The sequence below is a fragment of the Actinosynnema sp. NPDC023587 genome (assembly GCF_040640215.1).
GTDB lineage: Bacteria > Actinomycetota > Actinomycetes > Mycobacteriales > Pseudonocardiaceae > Actinosynnema.
Genome location: NZ_JBFABG010000009.1, coordinates 153,550 through 180,147, shown reverse-complemented (window position 1 = coordinate 180,147; position 26,598 = coordinate 153,550). Strand labels below are relative to the sequence as shown.

The 26,598-nt window shown below is 73.3% G+C and carries 24 protein-coding genes; 22 read left to right on the top strand and 2 right to left on the bottom strand.

Annotated features, from left to right (window positions below; genetic code table 11):
* The first annotated feature begins 37 nt into the window (after nucleotides 1-37).
* The 13 genes from AB0G01_RS23735 (at nucleotide 38) to AB0G01_RS23675 (ending at nucleotide 15,671) form a co-directional block, all read left to right on the top strand.
* Entirely contained in the window at nucleotides 38-1,942 is a 1,905-nt protein-coding gene (locus AB0G01_RS23735) for a primary-amine oxidase (RefSeq protein WP_360948978.1), read from the top strand.
* Between the two features lie 552 nt (nucleotides 1,943-2,494).
* Nucleotides 2,495-3,208 carry an ABC transporter ATP-binding protein gene (locus AB0G01_RS23730; protein ID WP_360948976.1) on the top strand — a complete coding sequence of 238 codons (714 nt, stop codon included), beginning with the start codon at nucleotides 2,495-2,497 and terminating at the stop codon, nucleotides 3,206-3,208.
* 2 nt (nucleotides 3,209-3,210) lie between these two features.
* Nucleotides 3,211-4,947, top strand: coding sequence for an ATP-binding cassette domain-containing protein (locus tag AB0G01_RS23725; RefSeq protein WP_360948974.1), 1,737 nt, complete (start codon nucleotides 3,211-3,213; stop codon nucleotides 4,945-4,947).
* A gap of 29 nt (nucleotides 4,948-4,976) precedes the next feature.
* Nucleotides 4,977-6,146, top strand: coding sequence for an ABC transporter substrate-binding protein (locus AB0G01_RS23720; RefSeq protein WP_360948972.1), 1,170 nt, complete (start codon nucleotides 4,977-4,979; stop codon nucleotides 6,144-6,146).
* A gap of 13 nt (nucleotides 6,147-6,159) precedes the next feature.
* Nucleotides 6,160-7,026: a branched-chain amino acid ABC transporter permease gene (locus AB0G01_RS23715; RefSeq protein WP_360948970.1), complete on the top strand. Its 867-nt coding sequence runs from the start codon at nucleotides 6,160-6,162 to the stop codon at nucleotides 7,024-7,026.
* 20 nt (nucleotides 7,027-7,046) lie between these two features.
* The gene (locus AB0G01_RS23710) at nucleotides 7,047-7,421 is read left to right on the top strand and encodes a hypothetical protein (RefSeq protein ID WP_360948969.1); all 375 of its coding nucleotides are present in this window, start codon (nucleotides 7,047-7,049) and stop codon (nucleotides 7,419-7,421) included.
* The gene (locus AB0G01_RS23705) at nucleotides 7,422-8,534 is read left to right on the top strand and encodes a zinc-binding dehydrogenase (RefSeq protein ID WP_360948967.1); all 1,113 of its coding nucleotides are present in this window, start codon (nucleotides 7,422-7,424) and stop codon (nucleotides 8,532-8,534) included.
* Between the two features lie 11 nt (nucleotides 8,535-8,545).
* Nucleotides 8,546-9,511, top strand: a complete 966-nt coding sequence (locus tag AB0G01_RS23700) for a methyltransferase (RefSeq protein WP_360948965.1) — start codon at nucleotides 8,546-8,548, stop codon at nucleotides 9,509-9,511.
* Nucleotides 9,511-10,239 (top strand): SDR family oxidoreductase, encoded by a 729-nt coding sequence (locus tag AB0G01_RS23695; RefSeq protein WP_360948963.1) that lies wholly within the window; start codon nucleotides 9,511-9,513, stop codon nucleotides 10,237-10,239. The genes AB0G01_RS23700 and AB0G01_RS23695 overlap by 1 nt, the downstream gene beginning before the upstream one ends.
* 1 nt (nucleotide 10,240) lies before the next feature.
* Nucleotides 10,241-12,394: a N,N-dimethylformamidase beta subunit family domain-containing protein gene (locus AB0G01_RS23690; RefSeq protein WP_360948961.1), complete on the top strand. Its 2,154-nt coding sequence runs from the start codon at nucleotides 10,241-10,243 to the stop codon at nucleotides 12,392-12,394.
* On the top strand, nucleotides 12,378-13,325 hold the full coding sequence (locus AB0G01_RS23685; RefSeq protein WP_360948959.1) for an alpha/beta hydrolase: 948 nt from the start codon (nucleotides 12,378-12,380) through the stop codon (nucleotides 13,323-13,325). Before AB0G01_RS23690 ends, AB0G01_RS23685 begins: the two co-directional genes overlap by 17 nt.
* Before the next feature lie 235 nt (nucleotides 13,326-13,560).
* Complete coding sequence (locus AB0G01_RS23680; RefSeq protein ID WP_360948958.1) at nucleotides 13,561-14,589, top strand: LuxR C-terminal-related transcriptional regulator; 1,029 nt, start codon at nucleotides 13,561-13,563, stop codon at nucleotides 14,587-14,589.
* A 308-nt stretch (nucleotides 14,590-14,897) separates the two neighbouring features.
* Nucleotides 14,898-15,671 (top strand): class I SAM-dependent methyltransferase, encoded by a 774-nt coding sequence (locus AB0G01_RS23675; protein WP_360948956.1) that lies wholly within the window; start codon nucleotides 14,898-14,900, stop codon nucleotides 15,669-15,671.
* A 144-nt stretch (nucleotides 15,672-15,815) separates the two neighbouring features.
* On the opposite strand, the gene AB0G01_RS23670 is transcribed toward AB0G01_RS23675, so the two are convergent.
* Together AB0G01_RS23670 and AB0G01_RS23665 are read right to left on the bottom strand one after the other, a co-directional pair.
* Nucleotides 15,816-17,240 (bottom strand): aldehyde dehydrogenase family protein, encoded by a 1,425-nt coding sequence (locus AB0G01_RS23670; protein ID WP_360948954.1) that lies wholly within the window; start codon nucleotides 17,238-17,240, stop codon nucleotides 15,816-15,818.
* Nucleotides 17,241-17,327: 87 nt separating this feature from the next.
* The gene (locus AB0G01_RS23665) at nucleotides 17,328-18,293 is read right to left on the bottom strand and encodes a helix-turn-helix domain-containing protein (protein ID WP_360948952.1); all 966 of its coding nucleotides are present in this window, start codon (nucleotides 18,291-18,293) and stop codon (nucleotides 17,328-17,330) included.
* Nucleotides 18,294-18,559: 266 nt separating this feature from the next.
* Here AB0G01_RS23665 and hpaD point away from each other — a divergent pair, with 266 nt between their 5' ends.
* The 9 genes from hpaD (at nucleotide 18,560) to AB0G01_RS23620 (ending at nucleotide 26,580) form a co-directional block, all read left to right on the top strand.
* Nucleotides 18,560-19,423 (top strand): 3,4-dihydroxyphenylacetate 2,3-dioxygenase, encoded by an 864-nt coding sequence (gene hpaD / locus AB0G01_RS23660; RefSeq protein ID WP_360948950.1) that lies wholly within the window; start codon nucleotides 18,560-18,562, stop codon nucleotides 19,421-19,423.
* Nucleotides 19,420-20,817, top strand: a complete 1,398-nt coding sequence (locus tag AB0G01_RS23655; RefSeq protein ID WP_360948948.1) for a fumarylacetoacetate hydrolase family protein — start codon at nucleotides 19,420-19,422, stop codon at nucleotides 20,815-20,817. The genes hpaD and AB0G01_RS23655 overlap by 4 nt, the downstream gene beginning before the upstream one ends.
* Entirely contained in the window at nucleotides 20,814-21,488 is a 675-nt protein-coding gene (locus AB0G01_RS23650; protein ID WP_360948946.1) for a GntR family transcriptional regulator, read from the top strand. The genes AB0G01_RS23655 and AB0G01_RS23650 overlap by 4 nt, the downstream gene beginning before the upstream one ends.
* On the top strand, nucleotides 21,485-22,417 hold the full coding sequence (gene dapA, locus AB0G01_RS23645; protein WP_360948944.1) for a 4-hydroxy-tetrahydrodipicolinate synthase: 933 nt from the start codon (nucleotides 21,485-21,487) through the stop codon (nucleotides 22,415-22,417). Before AB0G01_RS23650 ends, dapA begins: the two co-directional genes overlap by 4 nt.
* A complete protein-coding gene (gene hpaE, locus AB0G01_RS23640) occupies nucleotides 22,414-23,916 on the top strand; it encodes a 5-carboxymethyl-2-hydroxymuconate semialdehyde dehydrogenase (protein WP_360948942.1) in 1,503 nt (500 codons plus the stop codon). Before dapA ends, hpaE begins: the two co-directional genes overlap by 4 nt.
* A gap of 75 nt (nucleotides 23,917-23,991) precedes the next feature.
* Nucleotides 23,992-24,636: an SDR family NAD(P)-dependent oxidoreductase gene (locus tag AB0G01_RS23635; RefSeq protein WP_360948940.1), complete on the top strand. Its 645-nt coding sequence runs from the start codon at nucleotides 23,992-23,994 to the stop codon at nucleotides 24,634-24,636.
* Entirely contained in the window at nucleotides 24,603-25,397 is a 795-nt protein-coding gene (locus tag AB0G01_RS23630) for an SDR family oxidoreductase (RefSeq protein ID WP_360948938.1), read from the top strand. Before AB0G01_RS23635 ends, AB0G01_RS23630 begins: the two co-directional genes overlap by 34 nt.
* 11 nt (nucleotides 25,398-25,408) lie before the next feature.
* Entirely contained in the window at nucleotides 25,409-26,185 is a 777-nt protein-coding gene (locus AB0G01_RS23625) for a molybdenum cofactor biosynthesis F family protein (RefSeq protein WP_360948936.1), read from the top strand.
* 8 nt (nucleotides 26,186-26,193) lie between these two features.
* The gene (locus AB0G01_RS23620) at nucleotides 26,194-26,580 is read left to right on the top strand and encodes a nuclear transport factor 2 family protein (protein ID WP_360948934.1); all 387 of its coding nucleotides are present in this window, start codon (nucleotides 26,194-26,196) and stop codon (nucleotides 26,578-26,580) included.
* The last annotated feature ends 18 nt before the right edge of the window (nucleotides 26,581-26,598 follow it).

Sequence of the window (26,598 nt, the reverse complement as noted above, 5' to 3'; positions counted from 1 at the left end):
CAAGATTTATCCGCGCCCGAGCCGAATACTCGGGGGTATGACCCACAGTCCCCATCCGCTCGACCCGTTCACCGCCGACGAGATCTCCCAGGTCAGGGATGTGCTCGTGCGCGCGGGGAAGGTCGGTGAGACCACCCGGTTCCCCAGCGTCCTGCCGGTGGAGCCGGCCAAGGAGGCGGTGCGGGCCCACCGGACGGGTGATGCGGTCACCCGCCGGGCGCGGGCCGTGCTGCTCGACACCGCCACCGGTGTCGCGGCCGAAGCGGTGGTGAACGCGACCGGGGGCGTGCTGGAGTCCTACCGCGAGCTCGAACCGGCCGTGGACGGCCAGCCCGCGATCCTGTTCGAGGAGTACGACCGCAGCGCCGAGCTGGTCAAGGCCGACCCTCGCTGGCAGGCGGCGATGCGCCGGCGCGGCGTCGAGGACTGGTCGCTGACGTTCATCGGCCCGCTCTCGCCCGGTTTCTTCGACGAGCCGCTGTTGCGCGAGCGCCGGGTGCTGCGGGCGCTGACGTTCCTGCGCGACCACGTGGACGACAGCCCGTGGGCGCACCCCGTCGAGGGGCTGCTGTGCGAGGTGGACCTGATCGCCAACGAGGTGCTGGCGGTGACCGACGAGGGCGACATGCCGACGCCGGTCGAGCACGGCAACTACACCGGCGAGCCGGCCCGCACGACGCTCAAGCCGATCTCCATCACCCAGCCCGAGGGCGTGAGCTTCACCGTCGAGGGCAGCGAGGTGAGCTGGGAGGGCTGGCGGCTCCGGATCGGCTTCAACGCCCGCGAGGGCCTCACGCTGCACCGCATCTCGTTCGGCGGGGACCCGGTGCTGCACCGGGCGTCGATGGCCGAGATGGTCGTCCCCTACGGCGATCCCGCGCCGTGGCGCAACTGGATCAGCTACTTCGACGCGGGCGAGTACCTGCTGGGCAAGAACGCGAACTCGCTGCGGCTGGGCTGCGACTGCCTGGGCGTCATCCACTACTTCGACGCCGTCCTCGCGGACGACCACGGGCACCCGGTCGCCATCCCCCAGGCGATCTGCATGCACGAAGAGGACTACGGCGTGCAGTGGAAGCACACCAACATCCTCACCGGCGCGTCGGACGTGCGGCGCTCGCGCCGTCTGGTGGTCTCGTCGTTCAGCACGATCGGCAACTACGACTACGGCTTCTTCTGGTACTTCTACCTCGACGGCACGATCGAGCTGGAGGCCAAGGCGACCGGCGTGGTGTTCTGCGGCGCGGGCGGCGAGAGCCCCTACGGCGCGGAGATCGCACCCGGCCTGATGGCCCCGGTGCACCAGCACCTGTTCTGCGCTCGGTTGGACACCGAGGTCGCGGGCCCGGCGAACACCGTGGAGGAGGTCGACTTCGTCGGCGTCCCGTCCGGGCCGGACAACCCGCGCGGCAACGCGTTCACCACCACGACGACCGTGCTGGACCGCGAGTCGACGGCGGCGCGCCTGGCGGACCCGCTGCGCGGTCGCACGTGGGTGGTCAGCAGTTCCGACGAGGTGAACCGGCTGGGCAAGCCGCGCGCCTACCAGCTCGTGCCCAGGCCCGGCCCGACGCTGCTGGCCCAGCCGGACTCGACGGTGGCGGCGCGCGCCGGGTTCGCCTCGAAGCACCTGTGGGTGACCCGCTTCCACGAGGACGAGCGCTACCCCGCCGGCGAGTACCCGGACCAGCACCCCGGCGGCGCGGGGCTGCCGAAGTGGACCGCGCAGGACCGGCCCCTGGTGGACGAGGACGTGGTGCTCTGGCACGTTTTCGGCCCCACCCACCTGCCCCGCCCGGAGGACTGGCCGGTCATGCCGGTCGATTACAGCGGATTCATGTTCAAGCCGCTCGGATTCCTCGACCGCAATCCCACGCTCGACCTGCCGGATTTCGCGGCGTGCTCGCACTGCCCGCCCGGTGAATGCCGCTGCGCGCACTGAAATCCCCCGGACCGGTCGGCGAACCGGCCCTGAAGCCCCCGATGCGCCGCGCAGGCATCGGGGGCTTCGGGCTTTCCCGGGCCGGTTCCCCGGTCCGTTCGCGGGAACGGACCCGGGCGCGTTCGCGGGAACGGGCGGTGCGGACCGCCCGCCCGAACCGCTCCCGCAGGTCCAGACCATTTCCGTGGAGCGGTCCCACCGCCGGCTGAATCCGGCCACCACGGCCGCCCGGACGGCACCACTCGTGAACGACGTGCAACGGTGCATATGCATGGGCATGTCCGGAGAGTGACTCCGGCGTTACCAAATCGTGCACAGCGGGCGCGCCCCGCCATTGTCCGATCCCTTTCGCGCGGATATCCGGTGAGCCGGCCCCTGACCGGCGGAAAAGCCCGTCGCGACGACCGCGCGACACCGGCCACCGGACTCGTCCTGGAACCTTCCTCGCTTTCCTGGTCGGGCGCTTCAGTATTTCTACGGACCGGTGATCCACTCCGGCCGGACCACGCTGACCCGACCACCCCGACGCGGCGACAGGAAACGGTGGATCCGGTGAGTGTGCTGTCCATCGAGGACGTGACGGTCGACAGGTACGGCCTGACCATCGTGCGGGGCGTGTCGCTCCGGGTGGACGAGGGTTCGGTGACCGTGCTCCTCGGCGCGAACGGCGCGGGCAAGACCACCCTGCTGGAGGGCGTCTCCGGGGCCGTCCCGATCGCCTCCGGCCGCATCCGGCTCGACGGGGAGCCGGTCGAGAAGCTGCGGGCGTGGCGGCGCGCGCGGGCCGGGCTCGCCCACGTCGAGCAGAACCGCACGGTGTTCCGCGAGCTCTCCGTGCTGGACAACCTCCGCGCCGCCTGCCGCCACGACGACACCCCGGACCGGGTCTTCGAGCTGTTCCCCGAGCTGCGCAAGCAGGTGCACGCCCCCGCCGGGCTGCTCTCCGGCGGCGAGCAGCAGATGCTGGTGGTCGGCCGGGCCCTGCTGGGCCGGCCCAGGGTGCTGCTCGTCGACGAGATGTCGCTGGGCCTCGCGCCGATCGTGGTGGACCGGCTGGCCTCCGCCGTGCGCCGGCTCGCCGACGGCGGCGTGGGCGTGCTGCTGGTCGAGCAGTTCGCGGCTCTGGCCCTCGGCATCGCCGACCGGGCCTACGTCATGGCCCGCGGCGCGATCGTGCACTCCGGCGACGGCAGTCGGCTGCGCGCCGACCAGGGCTACCTGCGGGCGCTCTACCTGGGCGACGCGCACACCCAGAGCGGAGTCTGAGAGTGGACCTCTTCCGTCGCCGACCGCACCCCGCGGTGCTCGGCCTGCTGTTCGCCGCCGTCGTGGCCGCCGCCGGAGCCGGGTTCGCGAACAACCACTTCACGTTCCTGCTGACCGGCGCGGCCGTGTCGACCGTGTTCATGCAGAGCTACGGCCTGATCACCGGGCGGGCCGGGGTCATCTCGTTGTGCCAGTTGAGCTTCGCCGCCATCGGGGCCTGGGTGGTCGGCTGGGCGAACGTCGCCGGGGTGCCCGGCGGCTTCGTCGTGTGGCTGCTGCTGGGCGGCGTGGCCGCGACGGCGGCGGGCGTGCTGATCGGCCTGCCCGCGCTGCGCCTGCGCGGGGTGAACCTGGCGGTCGCCACGTTCGCCTTCGCCATGGCGCTCGACGTCGTGTTCACCGGCATCCCCTACCCCGGCCAGGGCGACTACGACTTCGTCCGGCGGCCGGCGGGCTTCACCACCGACAGCGCGTACTTCGTGTTCACCGTCATCGTGGTGGCGCTGCTCTTCCTCGGCCTGCGGTACCTCGACCGCACCCGGGCCGGCGGCGCGCTGGTCGAGATCCGGCACTCGGAGCGGGCCGCCGCCGCGCACGGCATCAGCGTCGCCAGGGGCAAGCTGACCGCGTTCGCGCTCAGCGCGTTCGTCGCCGGTGTCGGCGGCGGGCTCATGGCGGGCCAACTGGGCATCGTGACGGCGGGCAACTTCGCCGCCTTCGCCTCCGTGTCGTTCTTCGCCATCGCCCTGTTCGTCGGCAGCGACAACGTCGAGGGCGCGATCGCGGGTGGCCTGATGGGCGCGCTGTTCCCCGTGCTCCTCGACGCGCTCGGCGTCCCCCAGGACCTCGCCGTCCTGTTCTTCGCCGTCGGCGCGGTGCAGGTGCTGCGCCTGGGCGGCAGCCAGACCGACCTGCTGCGGGCGCGGCGGCGGCGCAGGAAGGTCGCCCGGATGGGATCACTGCCCATCCCCCACGCCAACCCCAAGCCGATCGTGCCGCTGCGGCTGCGCGCCCCGCGCGACACAGCCGACGCCACGCCCGCGCTGGAGGTCCGCGACCTGCGGGTCCGGTTCGGCTCGCTGACCGCCGTCGACGGCGTGAGCCTGGTGGTGCCCCGGGGCCACGTGGTCGGCCTGGTCGGTCCGAACGGCGCGGGCAAGTCCACCCTGATCAACACCGTCACCGGCTTCACCGCCGACTACAGCGGCCAGGTGCTGCTCAACGGCCGCGCGGTGGACGGCCTGGCGGCGCACCGCCGGGCCCGGCTGGGGCTGCGCCGCAGCTTCCAGCAGTCGCGCGTGCCCGAGCAGCTCACCGTCGGCATGTTCGTCCAGGTCGCGGCCGGCCGGTCGCTGTCCGGCGAGGAGGTCGACGAGCAGTTGGCGCTGTTCGAGTGCCCCGCCGCCGACGTGCCGATCGCCGTCGTCGACGTCGCCACCCGCCGGCTGCTGGAGGTCGCCGGGCTGGCCGCCGGCCGGCCGCCGGTGCTACTGCTCGACGAACCCGCCGCCGGGCACTCCGGCGCGGAGACCGAACTGCTGCAACGCCGGCTCGCCGAGATCCCGGAGCGGTTCGACACCGCCGTGCTGCTGGTCGAGCACGACATCGAACTGGTCCGCTCCACCTGCGACTCGGTCGTCGTCGTGGACTTCGGCGAGGTCATCGCCTGCGGTCCGCCCGACGAGGTCCTGGCCGACCCGGCGGTCATCGCCGCCTACCTGGGTTCCGCGACCCGCTGAAACACCCATCACCCCGAAAGGACGAACCCTTGACGAGCAAGCACCTCAAGGCGGGAGCCGTGTTCGCCGCTGCCGCCCTGACGGCGTCTGCGCTGGCCGGCTGTGGCGTCGGCAGCGGTGGCGACACCATCAAGATCGGTGCCGTCGCCGGCCTCACCGGCCAGTTCATCACCGCCGAGGTGCCCAAGACCGCCCAGCGCGTCTTCGACGACGCCAACGAGGCGGGCGGCATCAACGGCAAGAAGATCGAGTACATCGTCAAGGACGACGCGGGCAACGCCCAGCGCACCGCCCAGGTCGCCCGCGAGCTCGCCGACGCCGGTGTGGTGGCGATGGCGGGTTCGGCCAGCTTCACCGACTGCGACGTCAACGACGGGTTCTACCGGCAGTCGAAGATCAGCTCCGTGATGGCCGTCGCGGCCACCCCCAAGTGCTTCCAGAGCCCGAACATCGCGCCGGTCAACGTCGGCCCGTTCACGCTGATGACGGCCGTGCTGCTGCACGCCACGCAGAAGTTGAACGACAAGCGGGTCTGCAACTTCACCGTGGTGCTGCCGGGTTCGGAGGACGCGGTCAAGGAGGCGCTGGCCCGCTGGGAGCAGCTCAGCGGCCAGAAGCTCGTGGTGGACGACCAGACCGTGCAGCAGAGCGGCGACCTCACGCCGTACCTGCTCAAGGCCAAGCAGGAGCGCTGCGACGCGATCCTGTTCAACCCGGCCGAGCAGCTCGTGGTGCCGTGGTTGCAGGCCGCCAAGACCCAGGGCATGGACGACGTCGACTTCCTGCTGCTGGCCCCCGCCTACACCGACAGCGTGGCCAAGGCCGTCGGCGGGCTCGGCCTCAACGTGTACGCGGGCAGCGAGTTCGAGCCGTTCACCTCGGACAGCCTGGCGAACAAGGGCTGGCGCAGCGCCGTGTCGCGCGGCGACGCCCAGCCGACCGCGTTCTCCCAGGGCGGCTACCTGTCCGCGAAGTTCCTGGTCGAGGTGCTCAAGACGATCAAGGGCGAGATCACCCGCGAGTCGGTCGGTGCCGCGCTGCGCGACATGACCCCCATCGAGGACCCGATGCTGGGCACCCCATGGGAGTTCGGTCCCGGCGAGACCCACGCGCCCAACCAGGCATCCAAGATCGTCCGCCTGACCGGTCTGCGGTGGGTCGTGGTCGACGACACGTTCATCACCGTGCCCAACGACTGACCCGGGAGCTGCTGTGCTGCAACTGTCCGCGGCCGTCGCGGGGCTGGTCACCGGCGGGGCGTACGCCCTGATGGGCCTGTCCACCCTGCTCACCTACCGCCTCGTCGCCGTGGTCAACTTCGCGCAGGCCGCCGTGGGTGCCTTCGGGGCGTTCGCCATGGTGGGCCTGCACGAAGCGGGCCTGCCCCTGTTCCCGGCCGTCGCGTGCGGGCTCGTCACGTCCGCCGCGCTGCACGTGGGGCTCGGCGTGGTGATGGTGCGCTGGTTCGCCGAGGCGAGCGAGGGCGTGAAGGCCGCGGTGACCATCGCGACCTTCACCGGGCTCGTCGCGGTGGGCCTGCGGCTGTTCGGCGCGCAGCACCCGCGCAGGTTCCCCAGCCCGTTCGACAGCCCGGCGTTCACGGCGGGCGGCGTGGTGGTGACCTGGACGGCGGTCGTCACGATGGTCCTCGCGGTGCTGTTCGCCGTGCTGCCCACCGTGCTGCTCAAGCGCACGCGGATCGGTCTCCTGCTGCGCGCGCAGTCCGAGCGGCCCACGACCGCCGAGCTGATCGGCATCCGGGTGCCCCGGCTGTCGATGGTGGTCTGGGGCACGGCGGGCGCGGCCAGCGCCCTGGCGATCATGATCGTGGCTCCCCGGCTCGCCGGGGACTTCGGCTCGCAGGCCCTGCTGATCACGCCGGCGCTGGCCGCCGCGCTGGTCGGCGGTTTCCGGAGCTTCGCCTGGACGTTCGTCGGCGGCGTGGCCCTGGGCGTGCTCCAGGGCCTCGCCAGCACCGTCGTCGTCCTCCAGCAGTACCGCGGAGTCCTGCCGTTCCTGGTGATCCTCGTCGTCCTGCTGTGGACGCGCCGCCGGGACCGCTGGGACTCCGCGGCCTGACCGGACCGAAGGGGGTTCCCATGACCCACGTCGACGACCCGCGCCCGCCGACGCCCTCCGGGGCGGCCGGCGGGCCGGCCGGTGCGCGCGAGGGGTGGTTCGACGCCGAACTCCTCTTCGTGCCGCCGGGGTCCCCCACCGGGGCCCGGCTCCGCTCGGTCACCGGGACGGGCGGCGACGGGCCCGGCACGCCCCCAGCCGGGTCACCGACAGCCGGGTCACCGGCCGCCGACGCACCGACCGCCGGGCCCGGCGACGGGTGGTTCGACCCCGGGCTCCCCACCGCTCCCGACCGGTTCCCCGCCGAGGGCCCGCACCCGTTCCTCGCCCGCGCGCTCGCCGAGCGGGCGGTCCGGGCCCTCGCCTCCACCGACCAGAACAGCCGGGAGGGGTAGATGCATCCCACCGCGACCCGCGCGGCGGTGCTGCGCGAGTTCAACGCACCGCTCGACCTGACCGAGGTGCCGCTGCCGGGGGAGCTCCCGCCGGGCTCGGCGATCGTGCGGATCACCAGCACCACGCTGTGCGGCACCGACGCCCACCTGTGGGCCGGTGCGCTGCCCTTCGCCTCCCTGCCGATGATCCTCGGCCACGAGATGACCGGCGAGGTCGTGGCGCTCGGCGCGAACTCCGGCCGGGACGCCTGCGGCAAGCCGGTCGGGATCGGCAGCCGGGTGGTCTGGTCGGAGTCGGTGTGCGGGCACTGCCAGGGCTGCACGGTGCTGCGCGAGCCCGTGCTGTGCGACGACCGGGGCTACGGGTTCGGCCAGCGCTCCGACCGCTGGCCGTACGCGATCGGCGGGCTCTCCGAGTACGTCTACCTCGCGCCGGGCGCGCACCGGATCGTGGTGCCGGCCGACCTGCCGGACACCTGGGCCGCCGCCGCCGGGTGCGCGGTGAAGACGGTGGTGCGCGCGTTCGCCAACGCGGGCGGCGTGCGGCCGGGCTCCACGGTGGCCGTGCAGGGCGCGGGCCCGCTGGGCCTGGTCGCCACCGCGTTCGCCCGCGCGGCGGGCGCGGGCCAGGTGATCACCCTGGGCGGGCCGCCGAACCGGCTGGCGCTGGCCGCGAAGTTCGGCGCGGACGCCACCATCGACGTCACCGACGTGACGGACCCGGACGAGCGCGTCGCCCAGGTCGAGGAGCTGACCGGCGCGCTGGGCGCGGACCTGGTGCTCGACTTCGCCGGCGCGCCCACGGCCAACCGCGAGGGCGTGCTGATGTGCGGCAAGCGCGGCACGCACGTGGTCGTCGGCATCGCGGGCCCGCGCGCCGCGCCGGTGCCGATGGACGTGGTGCTGGGCCGGGAGATCACCGTCGTGGGCTCGCTCAACGGCGACGTGGGCGACCTCGCCCGCGCGCTGCGCTTCCTGTCGGCGTTCGCCGACCGCTTCGAGTGGAACGCCATGTTCTCCCCCGCCGTCGGGCTGTCGGGTGCGGAGCAGGCGATCCGTGACATGGAGTCGATGGCCGCGGTCAAAGCCGTCGTCGACCCCGGACTGGACTAGGAGACAACGCGATGACCGATCCCACCGCGCTGGTGACCGTCGCGACCGGGTACATGGCCGCCAAGCAGTTGTTCGCCGCGAGCGAGCTCGGCGTGTTCAGCGCCCTGGCGTTAGGCCCCGCGACCAGCCTGCAACTCGCCGAACGCGCCGAACTCCCGGAGCGCACCGCGCGCATCCTCGGCGACGCCATGGTCGGCCTCGGCCTGCTGGAGCACCGGGAGGGCAGGTACGCCAACACCCCGGTGACCGAGGCGTACCTGGCCGGGCAGGGCGGGCTGGACCTGCGCCCGCACCTGGCCTTCTGGGACGCGCTGAGCTACCCGCACTGGCTGCACTACACCTCGTCCATGCGCTCCGCCCGGCCCGGCCCGTTCGAGCTGGACGAGGCCAGGATGGGGGTGTTCATGAACGGCGTGCAGACCTACAACGCGCTGCACGCGGTCATGCTGGCGGAGAACTACGACTTCTCCCGGCACCGGCACGTGCTGGACCTGGGCGGGCTGTCCACCGCGTTCCTCGGCGAGGCCGCCAAGCGCAACCCCGACCTCACCGGCGCGTTCGTCAACACCGGGGAGTTCGTCGACCGGGTCCGCGGCTCGCTCGACGCCGGGCTGGAGGGGCGGATCTCCTTCCACGAGGCCGATCCGCTGACCGACGAGGTGCCCGGCCGGTACGACGCGGTGCTGCTGGAGCACGTGGTCCACCGCTTCGACGCCGAGCAGAACAAGACCATCCTGCGGGCCGCGCGCGGTGTCGTGGAGCCCGGCGCGACGCTGCTGGTGCTGGACTTCCTGCTGGACCCGACCGACGGCCGGCGGCTGGACCCGGTCATGGCCGGCGAGTACCTGGTCGTCGACGGCACCGTCGTGCACCCGCAGGACGAGGTGGGCGGCTGGCTGGCCGAGACCGGCTGGCGGTGGGTGGAGACCCGGCCGCTGCCGGGCAGCCCGCGCGTCGTGATCGCGGAGGCCGTGTGATGGTCGCGCTGATCACGGGAGGAGCGGGCGGTATCGGCGGTGCGATCGCCAAGGCGCTGGCCGGGCGCGGGCACCGGGTCGCGGTCGCGGACGTGGACCCGGTGGGGCTGGCCCGCACCGCGGAGGAGTTCGGCGGCCTGGCCGTGGCGATGGACGTCCGCGACCAGTACTCGGTGCGCGACGGGGTCGCCAAGACCGTCGCCGAGCTGGGCCCGATCGACGTGCTGGTGCACGCGGCGGGCGTGGTCGGCGGTGCGGCACCGCTGATGGCGCTGCCGGTCGAGGCGATGGACGCGGTGCTCGCGGTGAACGTGCGCGGCACGTTCCTGATCACCCAGGCGGTCGGCCAGGCGATGATCGCGGCCCGGCGCGGCGGTTCGATCGTGCACATCAGCTCGGCGGGCTCGATGCAGCCGACCGTGGGCCTGGGGCACTACGAGGCCACCAAGGCGGCGCTGAACGCGCTGACCCGCTCGGCGGCGCTGGAGCTCGCGCCGCACGGCATCCGGGTCAACGCGGTCGCGCCGGGCCCGGTGGAGACGCCGCTGACGGCGGCGTCCATGGCGGACCCGGCGGCGCGCGCGCCGTGGCTGGAGCGGATTCCCCTGGGGCGCATCGCCAACACCGACGACCTGGTGCCGACCGTGCTGCTGCTGGCCTCGCTGGAGGCCCGGCACATCACCGGCACCGTGCTGCCGATCGACGGCGGCCAGTTGCTGAGGAGCTGAGATGGCTCCGGTGGACCACACCCGCGCCCCGGTCGTCGGCTACACCGACCGGTTGAACCACCGACCGGGCGACCGCGTCCGCGTGCACGCCAGCGCGAGCACGCCGGACGCGCGGGTGCGGGTGCTGCGGGTCGACCACGACGGCACCGCGCCCGTGCGGACGCCCGTCGACGTCGACCTGCCGGCCTGGGTGTCCGTGCCGCACCAGGACTTCGACCACGGGTCGTACGGGCTGGTGCCGCGCCCGCCGACGCTCGGCGCGGCGGTGTCGTTCGCGGTGTGGGTGTGGCCGACGGCGTTCCCGCCGGACCGGGCGGGGCTGATGAGCCAGGGCGAGGCCGAGGGCGGGCCGCACGCGGAACTGGCGCTGCGCGGGGACGGCACGCCGGAGTTCGCCGTGCGCACGGCGGGCGGGATCGTGCGGGTGGGCGGTCCGGCGCTGCGCCCGCGCCGCTGGTACCTGGTCGTCGGCGGCTACGGCGAGGCGGGCGCGCGGATCGAGGTCCGGCCCCGCGACCGGCTCGCCGACGAGGCCGTCGTGGTGGTCACCGCGCCCCCGACCGGTCCGCTGGTGCGGGGCTCGGCCCCGCTGCTGTTCGCCGCGCGCCGGGTCGGCGGGCGGGTCGGCGGCCACTTCGACGGCAAGCTGGACGGGCCGACGGTGTTCACCGAGCTGCGCACCGAGCTGGACTGGCTGGCCGCCGACACGCGCGCGGCGTGGCACCTGGGCGCGCGGGCGCACTGGGAGCTGTCCCACGACATCGGCGGCGACACGCTGCTGGAGCTGGTCGACGGGCGGCACGGCACGCTGCACAACCAGCCGCTGCGCGGGGTGACCGGGCACGACTGGACCGGCGAGGTGCTCGACTGGCGCTTCGCCGACCGGGGCTACTCGGCGGTGCACTTCCACTCCGACGACCTGGCCGACTGCGGGTGGGACCCGGTGCTGGAGTTCGCGCTGCCCGAGGACCTGCCCGGCGGCTGCTACGCGGTGGAGCTGGAGACGGCGCACGGCGTGGACCGGCTGCCGTTCTTCGTGCGGCCCGCGCGGCCCACCGCGCGGCTGGTGTTCCTGGTGCCGACGTTGAGCTACCTGGCGTACGCGCTGGAGCACGTGCACCTGCCGTTCCCGCCGGAGGACCCGGCGGAGGTCGCGGCCCCGTTCGCGCGGGACAACGACCTGCACAGCCTCTGCGACCGGCACCGCGACGGCAGCGGCACGGCCACCGCGTCGCTGCGCCGGCCGCTGCTGGGCGTGCGGGACGACCACGTGTTCCGGCACGCCGGCGGACCGCACCAGTACAGCGAGGACCTGCACCTCGTGGGCTGGTTGCGGCGGCAGGGCTTCGCGTTCGACGTGCTGACCGACCACGACCTGCACGCCGACGGGCCGGCCGCGCTGGCGGACTACCGGGCCGTGCTCACCGGCAGCCACCCCGAGTACTGGACGGGCGCGATGCTGGACGCCGCCGAGCGGTACCTCGGCAATGGCGGGAACCTCGGCTACCTGGGCGGCAACGGCGCGTACCGGGTCATCTCGATCCACCCGGCCAAACCGCACCTGGCGGAGCTGCGGCGCGGTTGCGCGGGCGTGCGGATGTGGGAGTCCGAGCCGGGCGAGCTGCACCTGTCGACCACCGGCGAGCCGGGCGGGCTGTGGCAGGAGCGCGGCCGGGCACCGCACCGGCTGTTCGGCGTCGGCACCACCGCCGCCGGCCTGCGCGGCGGCGGCGCGTACGAACTGGCGGGTCCGCACCCGCTGCTGGACGGGCTGTCCTCGCCGCTGGGCGGGTTCGGCGCGGTCCAGGGCAGCGCGGCGTCGTTCGAGACCGACGGGATCGACCCGCTGCTGGGCAGCCCGCCGAACGTCGTGCTGCTCGGCCGGGCGGCGCTCGGCGAGGCGTACCTGTCGGCGGACACCGGGCCGACCACCCCGCACCCGCTCGGCGACCCGCTGGACCGCCGCCGCGCCGACCTGACGCTGCTCGCCGCCCCCGGTGGCGGCGAGGTGTTCGCGACCGGCTCGATCGGCTGGTGCGGCGCGCTGTCCCACGACGAGGACGACAACGACGTCTCCCGGCTGACCGCCGCCGTGCTGCGGCGCTTCGGCGCGGGACCGGACCGGGAGGACGACCCCGATGCCGCTGCACCCTGAAGCCCGAGCGGTGATCGACGCGACCGACGCCCAGGGCGGCCTGCTGCCGCTCGACGGGACGTCGCCCGCCGAGATGCGCGCCGCGTTCGCCAAGTCGTGGCAGGTCCCGCCGCACCAGGAGCCGGTGGACGCGGTCGTGGACCGGACCATCCCCGGCCCGGCCGGCGACATCCCGGTGCGGATCTACACCCCGCACGGCGACGGCCCGTTCCCGGCGCTGGTGTGGTTCCACGGCGGCGGCTGGGTGATCGGGTCGCTGGAGGAGAACGACTCGACCTGCCGGGTGCTGTGCAACGCGGTGGGGATGGTGGTGGTCTCCGTGGACTACCGGCTCGCCCCCGAGCACCGCTACCCGGCCGCCGCCGAGGACGCCTACGCGGCGCTGCTCTGGGTCGCCGACCACGGCGCGGAGATCGGCGCGGACGGGCGCATCGCGGTCGGCGGGGAGAGCGCGGGCGGCAACCTGGCCGCCGTGGTGTCGCTGATGGCCCGCGACCACGACGGCCCGGCCATCTCGCTGCAACTGCTCGCCGCACCGGTCACCGCACCGCCCAGCGACCGGCGGTCCTACGTGGACTACGGCGAGGGCCACTTCCTCGACCGGGTGAGCATGGAGTGGTTCTTCACCCAGTACCCGCGCGACCCGTCCGACCTGGACGACCCGTACCTGGCCCCGCTGGCCGCCTCGCACCTGGGCGGGCTGCCCTCGGCGCTGGTGATGACCGCCGAGTTCGACCCGCTGCGCGACGAGGGCGAGGAGTACGCCCACCGGCTGCTCGACGCGGGCGTCCCGGTCACCCTGGTCCGCTACGAGGGCCAGATCCACGGGTTCTTCGCGCTGCTCGTGGACCAGCTCAGCATCTCCGCGACCGCGCACGCGCGCGCCGCCGCCGCGCTGCGCGCCGCCTTCTCCCAGGAGGCTCTCCGGTGACGGGCGGCGGACCGGGCCGAGGCGCTCGCGGGTGAGGTCGCCCCCCGGATGACCCTCCGCGCGGCGGTCGAACCGGCCGGGTCGCGCGAGGCTCCGGCGCGACGGCCGTGCGTCCGGTTGCCGCACGGGCGACCCCGGTCGACTCCCGGCGCGGCCCGGCGCGTGGTGCGGGTGACCTGGTATTGCCCGGGTCAGGTGACACACCGTAGGTTGTGCGCCTACCGAGGGAGACACGATGGACACCACGAAAGTGGCCTCGGCGGTGCGCATCGGCTCCGCCCTGGGCAGCGGTGCCGCCGTGGAGTGGGCCGAGGTGTTCGCCGCCCTCCGCGTGGCGGTGCCCGACATCTGCGCGGTCCAGGTGACCGGCTGGGACCCGGTGTCCAGGGGTTTCGTGGTGATGGCCGAGGACGGCTACCACCGGGCGATCAGCCAGGAGCTCGCGCACGAACTGCCCCGGACGCGGTGGGGCGGGCAGTTGTTCGCCTCCCCGGTGCCGCTGCTGATGGACGACATGCCGCACAACTTCCGCGACTCGCCGCACTACCTGGAGCGGCTGCGCCCGGCCGGCTTCGAGGACGGTCTCTCCGCGACCCTCCGGATGGGCGGCACGCACCAGGTGGTCGGCGTGCTGCACGCGAACGCGTCGGTGCGCGGTGCCTTCGACGAGGAGGCGCGGCGCTTCGTGGCCCAGGTCGGCTCCGCGCTGGCCCGGCGGGTGGACCCGTTGTACTGCCCCACGTTCGACGCGTGGTTCGATCCGGAGTGGACGGCGAGCTGGGTGTACCCCGGGCACGGCGCGGTGACCGGCCGCGCGCCCGCGCCGGTGGCCGACGACCCGGCGCTGCGCGCGCTGGCCGAGTCGTTCTCCGGGCTGGGCGTGCGCACGGTGCCGTTCCTGTGGCCCGCCCGGGACGGCTGGTACCGGGTGCGGCTGCTGCGGGTGGTCGACGGCCCGCGCAACGGCGTGGTGGTGGCGTGCGCGCCGTTCGAGAACCCGTCGGGGCTGACCGCGCGCGAGCTCGACATCGCGACGGGCCTGGTCGCCGGCCTGTCGAACCAGGCGATCGCGGAGAGCCTGGTGGTCAGCCGGCGCACCGTGGAGACCTACGTCGAACGCCTGCTGGCCAAGCTCGACTGCGCGTCACGGGGCGAGGCGGCCGGCATCGCGGCCCGCGCCGGGTTCGTGCGGCCGTCGCCGGACGCCACCGGGGTCGGTTCCCTGGCCAGGCTGACCAGGGGAGCCGACCCGTACTGGGTCTGAGGCCGGTCAGCCGGACGACCCGGTCCCCCTGCGCCATGACGCCGGGTCATGGTCACCTCCCGACCTTCCTTCGGCCAGGTCCACGTCGCGGTGACACCGGCCGTCGCCGGACCCGCCGAGGCCGACGCGGCGCACACCGCGATGACGATCTCGCGCACGGAAACCCTCCCGGGAACGGGCGCGGGGCGACGGCGGCGGTCGGGCGGACAGCCGGTCGGGTGCCCTCAAGGCCGGATGCGGGAGGGCATCGTACGGCCCGGTCGGAAATCCCCTTGCCCGACGGCACGACCGGTGGACACCATCGCCCCGTGACCGACCTGACCCGGCACTACACGGCGGTGTTCGCGGAGGACGACCGCCTGCACCGGACTCCGCACGGGAGGCTGGAGTTCCTGCGCACGCGCGAGCTGGTCCGCCGACACCTCACCGGCCCCGCGCGGGTGCTGGACGTGGGCGGCGGGACCGGCGTGCACGCCCGCTGGCTGGCGGCGGACGGGCACCGCGTGCACCTGGTCGACGTCGTGCCGGCGCACGTCGACACCGCGTCGGCGCTGCCCGGCGTCACCGCCGAGGTCGGCGACGCCCGTGACCTGCCCGTCCAGGACGGCGACGTGGACGTGGTCCTGCTCCTGGGGCCGCTGTACCACCTGGTGTCGGCGGCCGACCGGGCGCGCGCGCTGGCCGAGGCCCGCCGGGTGCTGCGACCGGGAGGGGTGCTCGTCGCGGCGGCCATCAGTCGGTACCTGTCGGCGCTGGAGGCCGGCACCACGGGCGCGCTCACCCCGGACCTGGTCGCCCCGATCGCCGAGGTGATCGCCTGCGGCCGGTACGACGGGCACGTCGGGTTCACCGAGACGCACTGGCACACGGCCGGGGAGCTGCGCGACGAAGTGGCCGCCGCCGGTTTCCGGGACGTGGCGGTCCACGGCGTGGAGGGACCGGCGTGGCCCGCGCTGGACGTGGCCGGTACCGACGGGTTCGACGACCTGGTGGACGCGGCGCTGCGGTGCGCCCGCCTGGTGGAGGACGACCCGCTGCTGATCAACGCGAGCGCGCACTTCCTGGCGTTCGCGCGACGCTGACCCGACAGGGGTGACCCCGACGGCGCTGCCCCTACTGCGCTGACCTTACTGCGCTGCCCCTACTGGGGTGCCACGTCGTGCCGCTCGAACGGCAGCGGCCCGACGTGCGATCGCACGTCGGGCCGCCCGGATCGGTGACTGCGGTCAGCCGTGGTGCATCCAGATGCCCTTGATCTCCGTGTACGCGTCGATCGCGTAAGGCCCCATCTCGCGGCCCCACCCGCTGGAGCGGAAGCCGCCCCACGGGGCCGCCGCGTCCGGGACGCACGGCATGTTCACGAACACCGCGCCCGCGCGGATGCCGTCCGCCAGGCGGTGGGCGGTGCGCAGGTCGTTGCTCCACACCGACGCGGCCAGACCGTACGGCGAGTCGTTGACGCGGTGCAGCAGCTCGTCTTCGTCGTCGTAGTCCAGCACGGCCAGCACCGGGCCGAAGACCTCTTCGCGGGCGATGGTCATGCGGTCCTGCACGCCGCCGAACACGGTGGGCCGGAAGAAGTGGCCCGGACCGTCGCCGCGCTCGCCGCCGGTGACCAGTTCGGCACCCTCGGTGACCGCGCCGCGCACGAACGACTCGACCCGGTCCCGGTGCTCGGAGCTGACCAGCGGGCCGAGGTCGGTGTCCGGGTGCAGGCCCGCGCCCAGGCGCAGGCCGGACGCCGCGGTGGCGAGCTTGGAGGTGAACTCGTCCTGGCGGGCGTGGTCGACGTAGAGGCGGGCGTAGGCGGCGCAGACCTGGCCGCTGTTGAGCAGCCCGCCCGCGACGGTGCCGGCCACCGCGGCGTCGATGTCGGCGTCGCGGGCGATGACGGTGGGCGTCTTGCCGCCCAGCTCCAGCGTGATCCGCTTGAGGTCGGTCGCGGACGCGGCGACGATGTCGCGGCCCACGGAGGTGGAGCCGGTGAACGACACCTTGTCCACGCCGGGGTGGCGGACCAGCGCCTTGCCGGTCTCCGGACCGCCGGTCACCAGGTTCACCACGCCGGGCGGAAAGCCCGCCTCGACGCACAGCTCGACCAGCCGCACGGTGGTCAGCGGGGTCTGCTCGGCGGGCTTGATGACGGTGGTGTTACCGCAGGCCAGAGCCGGTGCGAGCTTCCACGCCATGATCATCAGCGGGAAGTTCCAGGGCGCGATCAGGGCGCACACGCCGACCGGCACGCGGCGGTCGAACTGGAGGGTGTCGGGGAAGCCGACCGACCGCACCGACCCGTCCAGCTTGGTGGTCCAGCCGGCGAAGTACCGGAAGTGCTCGGCCGCGCCGGTCACGCTGACCGCCCGCGCCACGCCCAGCGGCTGGCCCTGGTCGCGGGTCTCCAGCTCGGCGAGCTTCTCGGCGTCGGCCTCGATCAGGTCCGCGAGCCGCCACAGCAGGGTGGCGCGCTCGGTCGCCGGGACGGCGGTCCAGCCGGGCAGGGCTTCACGCGCGGCGGCGACGGCGGCGTCGACGTCCGCCGCGCTCGCGTCGGCGACGACCGCCAACTGCTCACCGGTAGCGGGGTCGGTGGTGGCGAACTCCCCCGCCCCGGCGGTCCACCGGCCGCCGATGTAAAGACCTGTCGCGCGCATGTCGACTCCCCTCACTGGCTGATCACGGCCCAGTGTGGGCTGCCGCGCTCCCGGCGCGCTTGCACGCGGGCGCACGGCGTTTGACCGTCAGCGCGCCCGGTGCTCCACGCTGCGACGCCGGTATTCCGAGGGCGAGAGGCCGTACTCGGTCTTGAACGCGCGGCTGAGGTAGGAGGCGTCCACCAGCCCCCAGCGGGCCCCGATGACGCCGATGGCGAGCTGGTACTTGCCCGGGTCGGCCAGGTCCTGCCCGCAGCGCTCCAGCCGGCGGTGCCGGATCCACCCGGACACCGTCGTGCCGGCCTCGCTGAACAGCTTGTGCAGGTAGCGGGTGGAGATGTGGTGCGCCGTCGCGATGTCGCCGGGCGAGAGCTCCGGGTCCTCCAGGTGCGCCTCCACGTAGGACTTGATCTTGACCAGCATCGCCGCCCGGGACGTCTCGGCGGGCACGTCGGCGTAGTCGACCTGGTCGGCCAGCGCGGTGCCGAGCAGGTCGACCACGTTGCGCGCGAGCCGGACGCTGCCGTGCACCTGGGGGTCGTCGATGTTGCGGGCGAGCTGCACGAGGGTGGTGCTCACTATCCCGCTCACGCCCTGCCCGCCCGCGAACCGGATCGCGGTCAGCCGCTCGACCTGGCCGGAGGGCAGGCACAGCATGGACCTGGGGAACATCAGGACCAGGGTGGACGACACGTCGTCGAACGCCAGCGCGTAGGGCCGGGTGGTGTCGTAGATCGCGAAGTCACCGGGCCGCAGCGCGGCCAGCCGGCCGTCCTGGGTGAGCTTGGCGGTGCCGTGCAGTTGCAGCGAGAGCTTGTAGTAGTCCGGGGCCGCGCGGGAGATGGTGCGCGCGGTCCGTCGCACGGTGTGGGCGTCCGCTGACGCTTCGTACACGGCGACACTGCCCAGGTTCTGACCCCGCAACCGGCCCCGGAACGCCGCGTGCTCGCCGGCCGTGGCCTCCAGGGGCACGAACGTCTGCGACACCGCCGACTGCCAGAGATCGAACTGCTGCGTCGCCGGCACGCCGGCGGTGGTCAGCACGTAGGACATCATTGCCCTCCCGGACCTGCTGTTGCACAGTGGTCTGCGTAACACTGCGTGACAGGCACAGTCGTCTCCATTCGCCCATTCGTCAAGGGCTCGTTGCCGAAGCGTAAATCGGCCAACCGGCCGGTGCACGCTGAGTCAAATGCCGTGCGTCCGTGGTCAACCCTACCGGCGCAGCGGACTGTTACACCTGGAGAGCCGGCACGACAGTCCGTGCAGGCAACGGATCGTATTCGATCCGCTACACGATTCCCGATGCGGAGGTGACCATGGGTGAAGTCGTGTTGGCCGCGAAGATCACGCATGTGCCGTCGATCTGGCTCTCCATCAACCCCGGAAAGCACCACGGCATCCGCAGGCCCGCCGAGGTCGGCCTGGCCGAGGTCGGCCGTCGAGCGCGCGAGCGCGGCGCGGACACCTTCGTGGTGGCCGACTCGCACTGGATGAACAGCATGAGCTTCCACATCAACGGGAAGGCTCGGCACCAGGGCAGCTACGCGTCCCACGAGCTGCCGCACTTCATCCAGGACCTGGAGTACGACTACCCCGGGAACCAGGAGCTCGCCCGGCTGATCGGCGAGGAGATCAACGCCGGCGGCCAGAAGTCCCTGGTCCACGACGTGAAGGACCTCGGCCTGGAGTACGCGACGCTGGTGCCGATGCACTTCATGAACCGCGACGACGACCCGCTCGAAGTGGTCCCGGTGGGGTGCAACATCTACTCGTCGATCGACGAGAACCGGCGGGTCGGCGAGGCGATCGCGCGCGCCGTGCTGCGCAGCGACCGCAAGGTGGCGTTCCTGGCCAGCGGCTCGCTGTCGCACCAGTTCCCGCCGAACGAGATCTCGTCGCAGTACCTGGACAAGATCAGCAACCCGATCAACGAGCAGGCCGACCGGCTGGTGCTCGACCAGTGGACCACGGGCAAGATCCCGGAGTTCCTGGCCGCGCTGCCCGCCTATAACGAGCGGTTCACCGGCGAGGCCGCGATGGCCGACACCGGGATGCTGTTCGGCATCCTCGGCTGGGACAGGTACAACGGTCACGGCGAGCAGTTGTGCGACTACTTCCCCAGCAGCGGCACGGGTCAGGTGATCGTGGACTTCCCGATCCCGGACGGGCTGAAGTCGTGACGCACCCCCTGGGCCTCGCGCCGACCAAGATCATCGCGGTGCACCTGAACTTCCGCAGCCGCGCCGCGGAGCGCGGGCGGTTCCCGGAGGAGCCCTCGTACTTCCTCAAGCCGCCCTCGTCGCTGTCCTGGTCGGGCCGCGACCTGGTCCGGCCGGAGGGCACCGAGCTGTCCGCCTTCGAGGGCGAGATCGCGATCGTGGTCGGCAAGCGCGCGTCGCGGGTCGGCCGGGACGAGGCGGCCGACCACATCGGCGGCATCGCCGCGGCCAACGACTTCGGCGTGCACGACCTGCGGTACGCGGACCGGGGCTCCAACCTGCGGTCCAAGGGCGCGGACGGCTACACGCCGATCGGCCCGGTGCTGCTCGACCCGCGCGAGGTCGACCTGGCCGACCTGCGGCTGCGCACGTGGGTCAACGGCGAGCTGGTGCAGGACGACAACACCGGCGACCTGCTGTTCGACTTCGCGTACCTGATCGCCGACCTGAGCCGCAACATCACGTTGGAGCCGGGCGACATCATCCTCACCGGCACGCCGACCGGCGCGACCGTCGTCTCCCCCGGCGACGTCGTGGAGGTCGCGGTCAACGACACCGAGCGGCTGCGCAACGCGGTCCGCGAGGCCGAGCCGCTGGCCAAGCCCGGCGCGCGGCCGAAGGTCACCCGCGAGGACAGGGCGGCGGCCGTCGGCGGCAGCGTCCCGGCGATCAAGCCGGAGACCGAGGCGGCGTTGCGGTCGGTGTCCACCGCGACGCTGTCCAGCCAACTGCGCAAGCGCGGCCTGCACCACACGTTCCTCACCGGGCTCAAGCCCTCCCGGCCCGACCTGCGGATGGTCGGCACGGCCCACACGCTGCGGTTCCTGCCGCTGCGCGAGGACCAGTTCGCCGAGCGCGGCAACGGCATGAACGCCCAGAAGCGGGCCGTGGAGTCCCTCGGGGACGGCCAGATCCTGGTGATCGACGCCCGCGAGGACCACGGCGCGGGCACGCTCGGCGACATCCTGGCGCTGCGCGCGCTCAAGCGCGGCGCGGCGGGCGTCGTCACGGACGGCTGCCTGCGCGACAGCCCGTCGTTCACCGGCATCGACCTGCCCTCCTACAGCGCGGGCCCGCACGCGGCCGTGCTGGGCCGCAGGCACGTGCCGTGGGAGGTCGGCGTGGACGTGGCGTGCGCGGGCGTCTTGGTGCGGCCGGGCGACGTGCTGGTGGGCGACGCCGAGGGCGTCATCCTGATCCCGCCGGCGCTGGTGGACGAGGTCGCCGCGGACGCCGTGACGATGGAGCGCGAGGAGCGGTTCATCCTGGAGCGGGTCGCCGCCGGTGACGGCGTCGACGGCCTCTACCCGATGGGCCCCGCCAAGCGCGCCGAGTACGAGGAGTGGTCGGGATGACCACCGCCCCAGTCCGGTCCAAGACCCAGTACGCGTACGAGACGTTGCGCGACCGGATCGCGGAGGGCCGGTACGGGCCCGGCGTGCGGCTGGTGTTCGACCGGATCGCGCGGGAGCTGGGCATCAGCCCGGTCCCCGTGCGGGAGGCCGTGCGCCGGTTGCAGGCCGAGGGCTGGGTGGTGTTCGAGCAGAACGTCGGCGCGCAGGTCGCCGAGTTCGACCCGGACGGCTACCGCCACACCATGGAGGCGCTCGCGCTGCTGGAGGGCCGCGCGGTCGCCACCGCGCGGATCACCCGGGCGCTGCTGGACCGCGCCGCCCACCTCAACGACCTGATGGCCGCGTCCCTGGTGGAGTTCGACCCGCTCGGCTTCACCCGGCTCAACCGCGAGTTCCACCTCCTGCTCTGCGGGGCCACGCCCAACCCCCGGTTGCGCGAACTGGTCGACAAGGAGTGGTCGCGGCTGGACATGACCCGGCGCACGACCTTCAGCCTGGTACCCGGCCGGGCCCACGAGTCGGTCGCCGAGCACGCCGAACTGCTGCGCCTCCTGCGCGCCGAGGCACCCGCCGAGGTCGTGGAGCGCTTCGCCCGCGAGCACAAGCTCAACACCCTCCGGGCCGTGGACACCAGGTCCCCGGCCCCGCTCTCAGGGGAGTTCCCGACATGAGGTTCCGTTCCGACCCGGCGCAGATCCGCGGTTCCATCGCCCCCGTCGTCACGCCGTTCACCGCCGAGGGTGCCCTCGACACGGACAGCCTGCGCGCGCTGGTGCGCTGGCAACTGGAGTCCGGTTCGCACGGCGTGTCCATCGGCGGCTCGACCGGCGAGCCCAGCGCGCAGACGATCGAGGAGCGGGTCACCGCCATGCGCGTGGTGGCCGAGGAGCTCGGCGACCGCGTCCCGTTCCTGCCCGGCACCGGCGCGGTGACGCTCCAGCACACGCTGGAGCTGACCGACGAGGCGCAGAAGCTCGGCGCGGACCTCGCGCTGGTCATCACGCCGTACTACAGCCGGCCCACCCAGGAGGGCCTCATCGCGTGGTACGGCGCGGTGGCGAACGAGTTCCCGGACATGCCGATCGTGATCTACAACGTGCCGTCGCGCACCGCCGTGGACATCGCGCCGGACACCGTGGCGAAGCTGCGCCGGGCCCACGACAACATCGTGGGCATCAAGGAGACCACCAAGGACTTCGAGCACTTCTCGCACGTGCTGCACAAGTGCGGCCGTGACTTCCTGATGTGGTCGGGCATCGAGCTGCTGTGCCTGCCGCTGCTGTCGATCGGCGGCATCGGGTTCGTCAGCGCGCTGGCCAACATCGCACCCGCCGCCGTGGCCAGGATGTACGAGCTGTACGTCTCCGGCGACCACGAGGGTGCCATCGACCTCCACTACCGGCTCGCCCCGCTGGTGGAGCTGCTCTTCGTGGAGACCAACCCGGCCCCCGCCAAGCACGTCCTGGCCGACCTGGGCCGGATCTCCAGCGGCTACGTCCGCCCGCCCCTGATCGAGCCGACCCCGGCCGGTCTGGAGAAGATCGCCAAGTTGCGCGCCGAGGCCGCCGACCTGCTCATCCCGTCTGGAGTGACCGCATGACCACCGTGAACAAGCCGGCGGACCTGCCGACCGAACTGCTGCACCACATCGACGGCAAGGACGTCCCGTCGGTCGACGGCTCGACGTTCCCCGTCTCGGACCCGGTCACCGACACCGAGTACGGCACCGTCGCCGCCGGCGGCCCGGCCGACGTCGACAACGCCGTCGCCGCCGCGCAGCGGGCGTTCCACGAGGGCCCGTGGCCCCGGCTGTCCGACCGCGAGCGCGCCAAGGTGCTCAACCGGATCGCCGACGCCATCGAGTCGCGCGCCGACCGGCTGGCCGAGCTGGAGACCTTCGACACCGGCCTGCCGGTGACCCAGGCCAAGGGCCAGGCGCACCGCGCGGCGGAGAACTTCCGCTACTTCGCCGACGTGATCGTGGCGCAGCACGAGGACGCCTACCTGGTCGGCGACAAGCAGGTCAACTACGCGATCCGCCAGCCGGCGGGCGTCGCGGGCCTGATCACGCCGTGGAACACGCCGTTCATGCTGGAGACCTGGAAGCTCGCGCCGTCGCTGGCGTCGGGCTGCACGGTGGTGCTCAAGCCCGCCGAGTGGTCGCCGCTGTCGGCGAGCCTGCTGCCCGGGATCATGGCCGAGGCGGGCGTGCCCGACGGCGTGTTCAACCTGGTGCACGGCATCGGCGAGTCGGCGGGCGCGGCCCTGGTGGCGCACCCGGACGTGCCGCGCCTGTCGTTCACCGGCGAGAGCGGCACCGGCCAGATCATCATGCGCACGGCGGCCGAGAACCTGAAGGAGGTGTCGATGGAGCTGGGCGGCAAGTCGCCCTGCGTGGTCTTCGCCGACGCCGACTTCGACAAGGCCGTCGACGCCGCCGTGTTCGGCGTCTTCTCGCTCAACGGCGAGCGCTGCACCGCCTCCTCGCGGGTGCTGGTGCAGCGGGAGATCTACGACGCCTTCGTGGAGGCCCTCGCGGCCCGCGCGAAGGCCGTGCGGGTGGGCCTGCCGTCCGACCCGGCCACCGAGGTCGGCGCGCTGATCCACCCCGAGCACTACGCGCGGGTGCTGGAGTACGTGGAGATCGGCAAGCAGGAGGCCCGGCTGGTCGCGGGCGGCAGCCGCCCCGACCACCTGGACTCGGGCAACTTCCTGTCCCCCACGGTGTTCGCCGACGTCGCGCCGGACGCCCGGGTCTTCCAGGAGGAGATCTTCGGGCCGGTGGTCTGCGTGACGCCGTTCGACACCGAGGAGGAGGCCGTCGCGCTGGCCAACGCCACCAAGTACGGCCTGGCGGGCTACGTGTGGACCGGGGACCTCAAGCGCGGCCACCGGGTGGCCCGCGCCGTGCAGTCCGGCATGGTCTGGATCAACTCGCACAACGTCCGCGACCTGCGCACGCCGTTCGGCGGCATCAAGGCCAGCGGGGTCGGCCGGGAGGGCGGTGCGCACAGCATCGACTTCTACAGCGACCTGCGCGCGGTGCACGTGGCCGTCGGCGACCTGACCCCGCCGAGGTTCGGAGTTGCCCGACCGTGAACACCCGTTGACCTCGGGCGCACCCACCGGCTCCGGCTATGGGACCGGCGGGTGCCCCGCGGCTAACGTCCGATCATGGGCATGGAGGGCAAGGTCGCGCTGGTGACCGGAGCGGGCTCCGGGATCGGTGCGGCGGCGGCGCGCCGGTTGGACGCCGCCGGGGCGCGGGTGGCCGCGCTGGACGCCGATTCCACGGCGGTGGAGCTGGTGGGCGGCGCGCTGCGGTGCGGCATGGCGGTGCGCGCCGAGGCGTCCGACCCGGCCCAGGCCGAGTCGGCGGTGACCGCGGTGGTCGACCACTTCGGCCGGCTGGACCTGCTCGTCGTGACCACGCCCGCGCTGCCCTGCCCCGGCCCCCGCGTCACCGGGGGCCTCACCACGCTCTCCGTGGACGACGAGGCGTGGCACGGGGTGCTGGCCACCCAGCTCGACGCCGCGTTCTACACCACCCGGGCCGCGTTGCGGGCCATGCGGGCCGGGGTGATCGTGGTGGTCGCGGTCTCCTGCCCGCACCTGCCCCACCAGTCGGCCGCGGCGGCGGGCGTGCGCGGCCTGGTCCGCGCCGTCGCGGCGGACGCCGCGCCCGCCGGTGTGCTGGTCCGCTCCGTCACCGCCCGCTGCACCCCCGATCCCGCCGAGGTCGCCGACACCGTCGCCGCCCTCGCCGTCACCACTGGAGGACCGACATGGGCTCTCGATTCACCGGCCGGGTCGCCCTGATCACCGGCGCGGGCACCGGCATCGGCGCGGCCACCGCGCGGCTGATCGTGGCCGAGGGCGGGAAGGTCGTGCTGACCGGCCGCCGGCCCGCACCGCTGGCCGAGGTCGCCGGCCCCCTGGGCGACGCGGCGGCGGCGCTGCCCGCCGACGCGGCGGACGGCGCGGCGATGGCCGCCGTCGTCGCGGAGGCCACCGAGCGCTTCGGCCGGATCGACGTGGTCGTCGCCAACGCGGGCGGCCACGGGCTCGGCACCGCAGGCGAGACCACCGACGAGGGCTGGCAGCTCGCCCTGGACGCCAACCTGACCAGCGCGTTCGTCACCATCCGGGCCGCGCTGCCCGGCCTGGTCGACGGCGGTGGCGCGGTCGTCCTGGTGTCCTCGCTCGCGGGCCTGTTCGCCGGGCCGGCCGTGGCGGGCTACACCGCCACCAAGCACGCCCTGGTCGGCCTGAGCCGCTCCGTCGCCCGCGACTACGGCAGGCACGGCGTCCGCTCCAACGTGGTGTGCCCCGGCTGGGTGCGCACGGCGATGGCCGACGAGCAGATGGACCGCTTCGGCGAGTCGCGCGGCATCAGCCGGGACGACGCCTACGCGCTGCTGACCGAGAACACCCCGCTCGGCCGTCCCGCCGAAGCGGAGGAGGTGGCGTCCGTGATCGCGTTCCTGGCCTCCTCGGACGCCTCGATCGTGAGCGGCGCGACCGTCACCGCGGACGCGGGCGCGAGCGCCGTCGACCTGCCCACCATCGAACTGGCCTGAGAGGACATCAGATGTCGGAGTGGAAGACCGTCGACGACTTCGCCAAGGGCATCGACGGCAACCGGCTGCCGCGCACCACGGCCCTGGTCGGCCTCACCTGGACCATCCGGCAGGACGAGGGCGGTGAGGTCACGCTGACCTTCACCGACGAGTCGCACGCCGCGTGGACCGCCGGCGCGGCGTCGGGCACCGACCGGTACGAGGCGGTGGAGGGCGCGCCGGGGATCTTCTTCCTGACGCTCATCGACACCAAGACGCCACGCGAGTGCGCCGTGCTGATCGCCGACGTGGAGAGCCGGCGGACGCTGAGCGTCGAGTCGACCATCGCCGAGGAGAAGGTCGACGGCGTCCCGCAGGTCTCGCAGGTCTTCAAGCCCGGCGTGCTGGACACCGGCGACGGCGTCGGCCCGAAGGGCGAGCCGGCCGCCGAGACGCGCGAGCTGATCGGCTTCCGCGCGCTCTACCGGTACAGCCCCAACCACCTCTACGAGCACGTGTACCTGAGCTCGGAGCGCTACGCCTGGCAGTGCCTGGTCGGCGAGCAGCGCGGGCACGGCGACGTGGACCTGGCGACCGCGTACAAGATCGCGGACAACCGGTACGTGTTCACCTTCCGCGAGTTCCGCATCCCGGTCGCGACCACGTGGCTCTACGACATGGACGCGATGCGCACCACCGGCACCTTCTTCGGCCTCAACGGCGAAGGCGAGATCCGCAGCGCGCCCGGCGGCGCGCACATCATCCCCCTCGGCCGGGTCGACTACCCCGGCGAAGACCAGCCCGTCTAAGGATGCCCATGACCGCACTGGAAGTCGTCCGCGCCCACTACGCCGCCTCCGACCGGGGCGACCTGGAGGGGATGCTGGCCCCGCTCGCGCCCGACGCCACCTGGACCGAGGCCGCCGGCTCCACCTACGGCGGCACGTACACCGGCCGGGACGCCATCGTCGCCAACGTGTTCCAGCGGATCGGCGCGGACTGGGCGTCGTTCGACGTCACCGTCGCCGAACTGCTCGACGCGGGCGACACGGTCGTCGCGCTGGGCAGCTACACCGGCGTGCACCGCGCCACCGGCAAGTCCATGACCGCCCGCTTCACCCACGTCTGGCGGGTGGCGGACGGTCGGGTCACCGGATTCGAGCAGGTCGCCGACACCGCGCTGATCGTGGGCGCGGAGTCCTGAGACGGGAGCGGGCCGCCC

Excerpts from the sequence above, each read along its gene's own strand:
- AB0G01_RS23735 (WP_360948978.1), top strand. The coding sequence starts at position 38 with ATGACCCACAGTCCCCATCCGCTCGACCCGTTCACCGCCGACGAGATC.
- AB0G01_RS23710 (WP_360948969.1), top strand. The coding sequence starts at position 7,047 with ATGACCCACGTCGACGACCCGCGCCCGCCGACGCCCTCCGGGGCGGCC.
- AB0G01_RS23705 (WP_360948967.1), top strand. The coding sequence starts at position 7,422 with ATGCATCCCACCGCGACCCGCGCGGCGGTGCTGCGCGAGTTCAACGCA.
- AB0G01_RS23700 (WP_360948965.1), top strand. The coding sequence starts at position 8,546 with ATGACCGATCCCACCGCGCTGGTGACCGTCGCGACCGGGTACATGGCC.
- AB0G01_RS23695 (WP_360948963.1), top strand. The coding sequence starts at position 9,511 with ATGGTCGCGCTGATCACGGGAGGAGCGGGCGGTATCGGCGGTGCGATC.
- AB0G01_RS23690 (WP_360948961.1), top strand. The coding sequence starts at position 10,241 with ATGGCTCCGGTGGACCACACCCGCGCCCCGGTCGTCGGCTACACCGAC.
- AB0G01_RS23685 (WP_360948959.1), top strand. The coding sequence starts at position 12,378 with ATGCCGCTGCACCCTGAAGCCCGAGCGGTGATCGACGCGACCGACGCC.
- AB0G01_RS23680 (WP_360948958.1), top strand. The coding sequence starts at position 13,561 with ATGGACACCACGAAAGTGGCCTCGGCGGTGCGCATCGGCTCCGCCCTG.
- AB0G01_RS23670 (WP_360948954.1), bottom strand. The coding sequence starts at position 17,240 with ATGCGCGCGACAGGTCTTTACATCGGCGGCCGGTGGACCGCCGGGGCG.
- AB0G01_RS23665 (WP_360948952.1), bottom strand. The coding sequence starts at position 18,293 with ATGTCCTACGTGCTGACCACCGCCGGCGTGCCGGCGACGCAGCAGTTC.
- hpaD (WP_360948950.1), top strand. The coding sequence starts at position 18,560 with ATGGGTGAAGTCGTGTTGGCCGCGAAGATCACGCATGTGCCGTCGATC.
- AB0G01_RS23650 (WP_360948946.1), top strand. The coding sequence starts at position 20,814 with ATGACCACCGCCCCAGTCCGGTCCAAGACCCAGTACGCGTACGAGACG.
- dapA (WP_360948944.1), top strand. The coding sequence starts at position 21,485 with ATGAGGTTCCGTTCCGACCCGGCGCAGATCCGCGGTTCCATCGCCCCC.
- hpaE (WP_360948942.1), top strand. The coding sequence starts at position 22,414 with ATGACCACCGTGAACAAGCCGGCGGACCTGCCGACCGAACTGCTGCAC.
- AB0G01_RS23635 (WP_360948940.1), top strand. The coding sequence starts at position 23,992 with ATGGGCATGGAGGGCAAGGTCGCGCTGGTGACCGGAGCGGGCTCCGGG.
- AB0G01_RS23630 (WP_360948938.1), top strand. The coding sequence starts at position 24,603 with ATGGGCTCTCGATTCACCGGCCGGGTCGCCCTGATCACCGGCGCGGGC.
- AB0G01_RS23625 (WP_360948936.1), top strand. The coding sequence starts at position 25,409 with ATGTCGGAGTGGAAGACCGTCGACGACTTCGCCAAGGGCATCGACGGC.
- AB0G01_RS23620 (WP_360948934.1), top strand. The coding sequence starts at position 26,194 with ATGACCGCACTGGAAGTCGTCCGCGCCCACTACGCCGCCTCCGACCGG.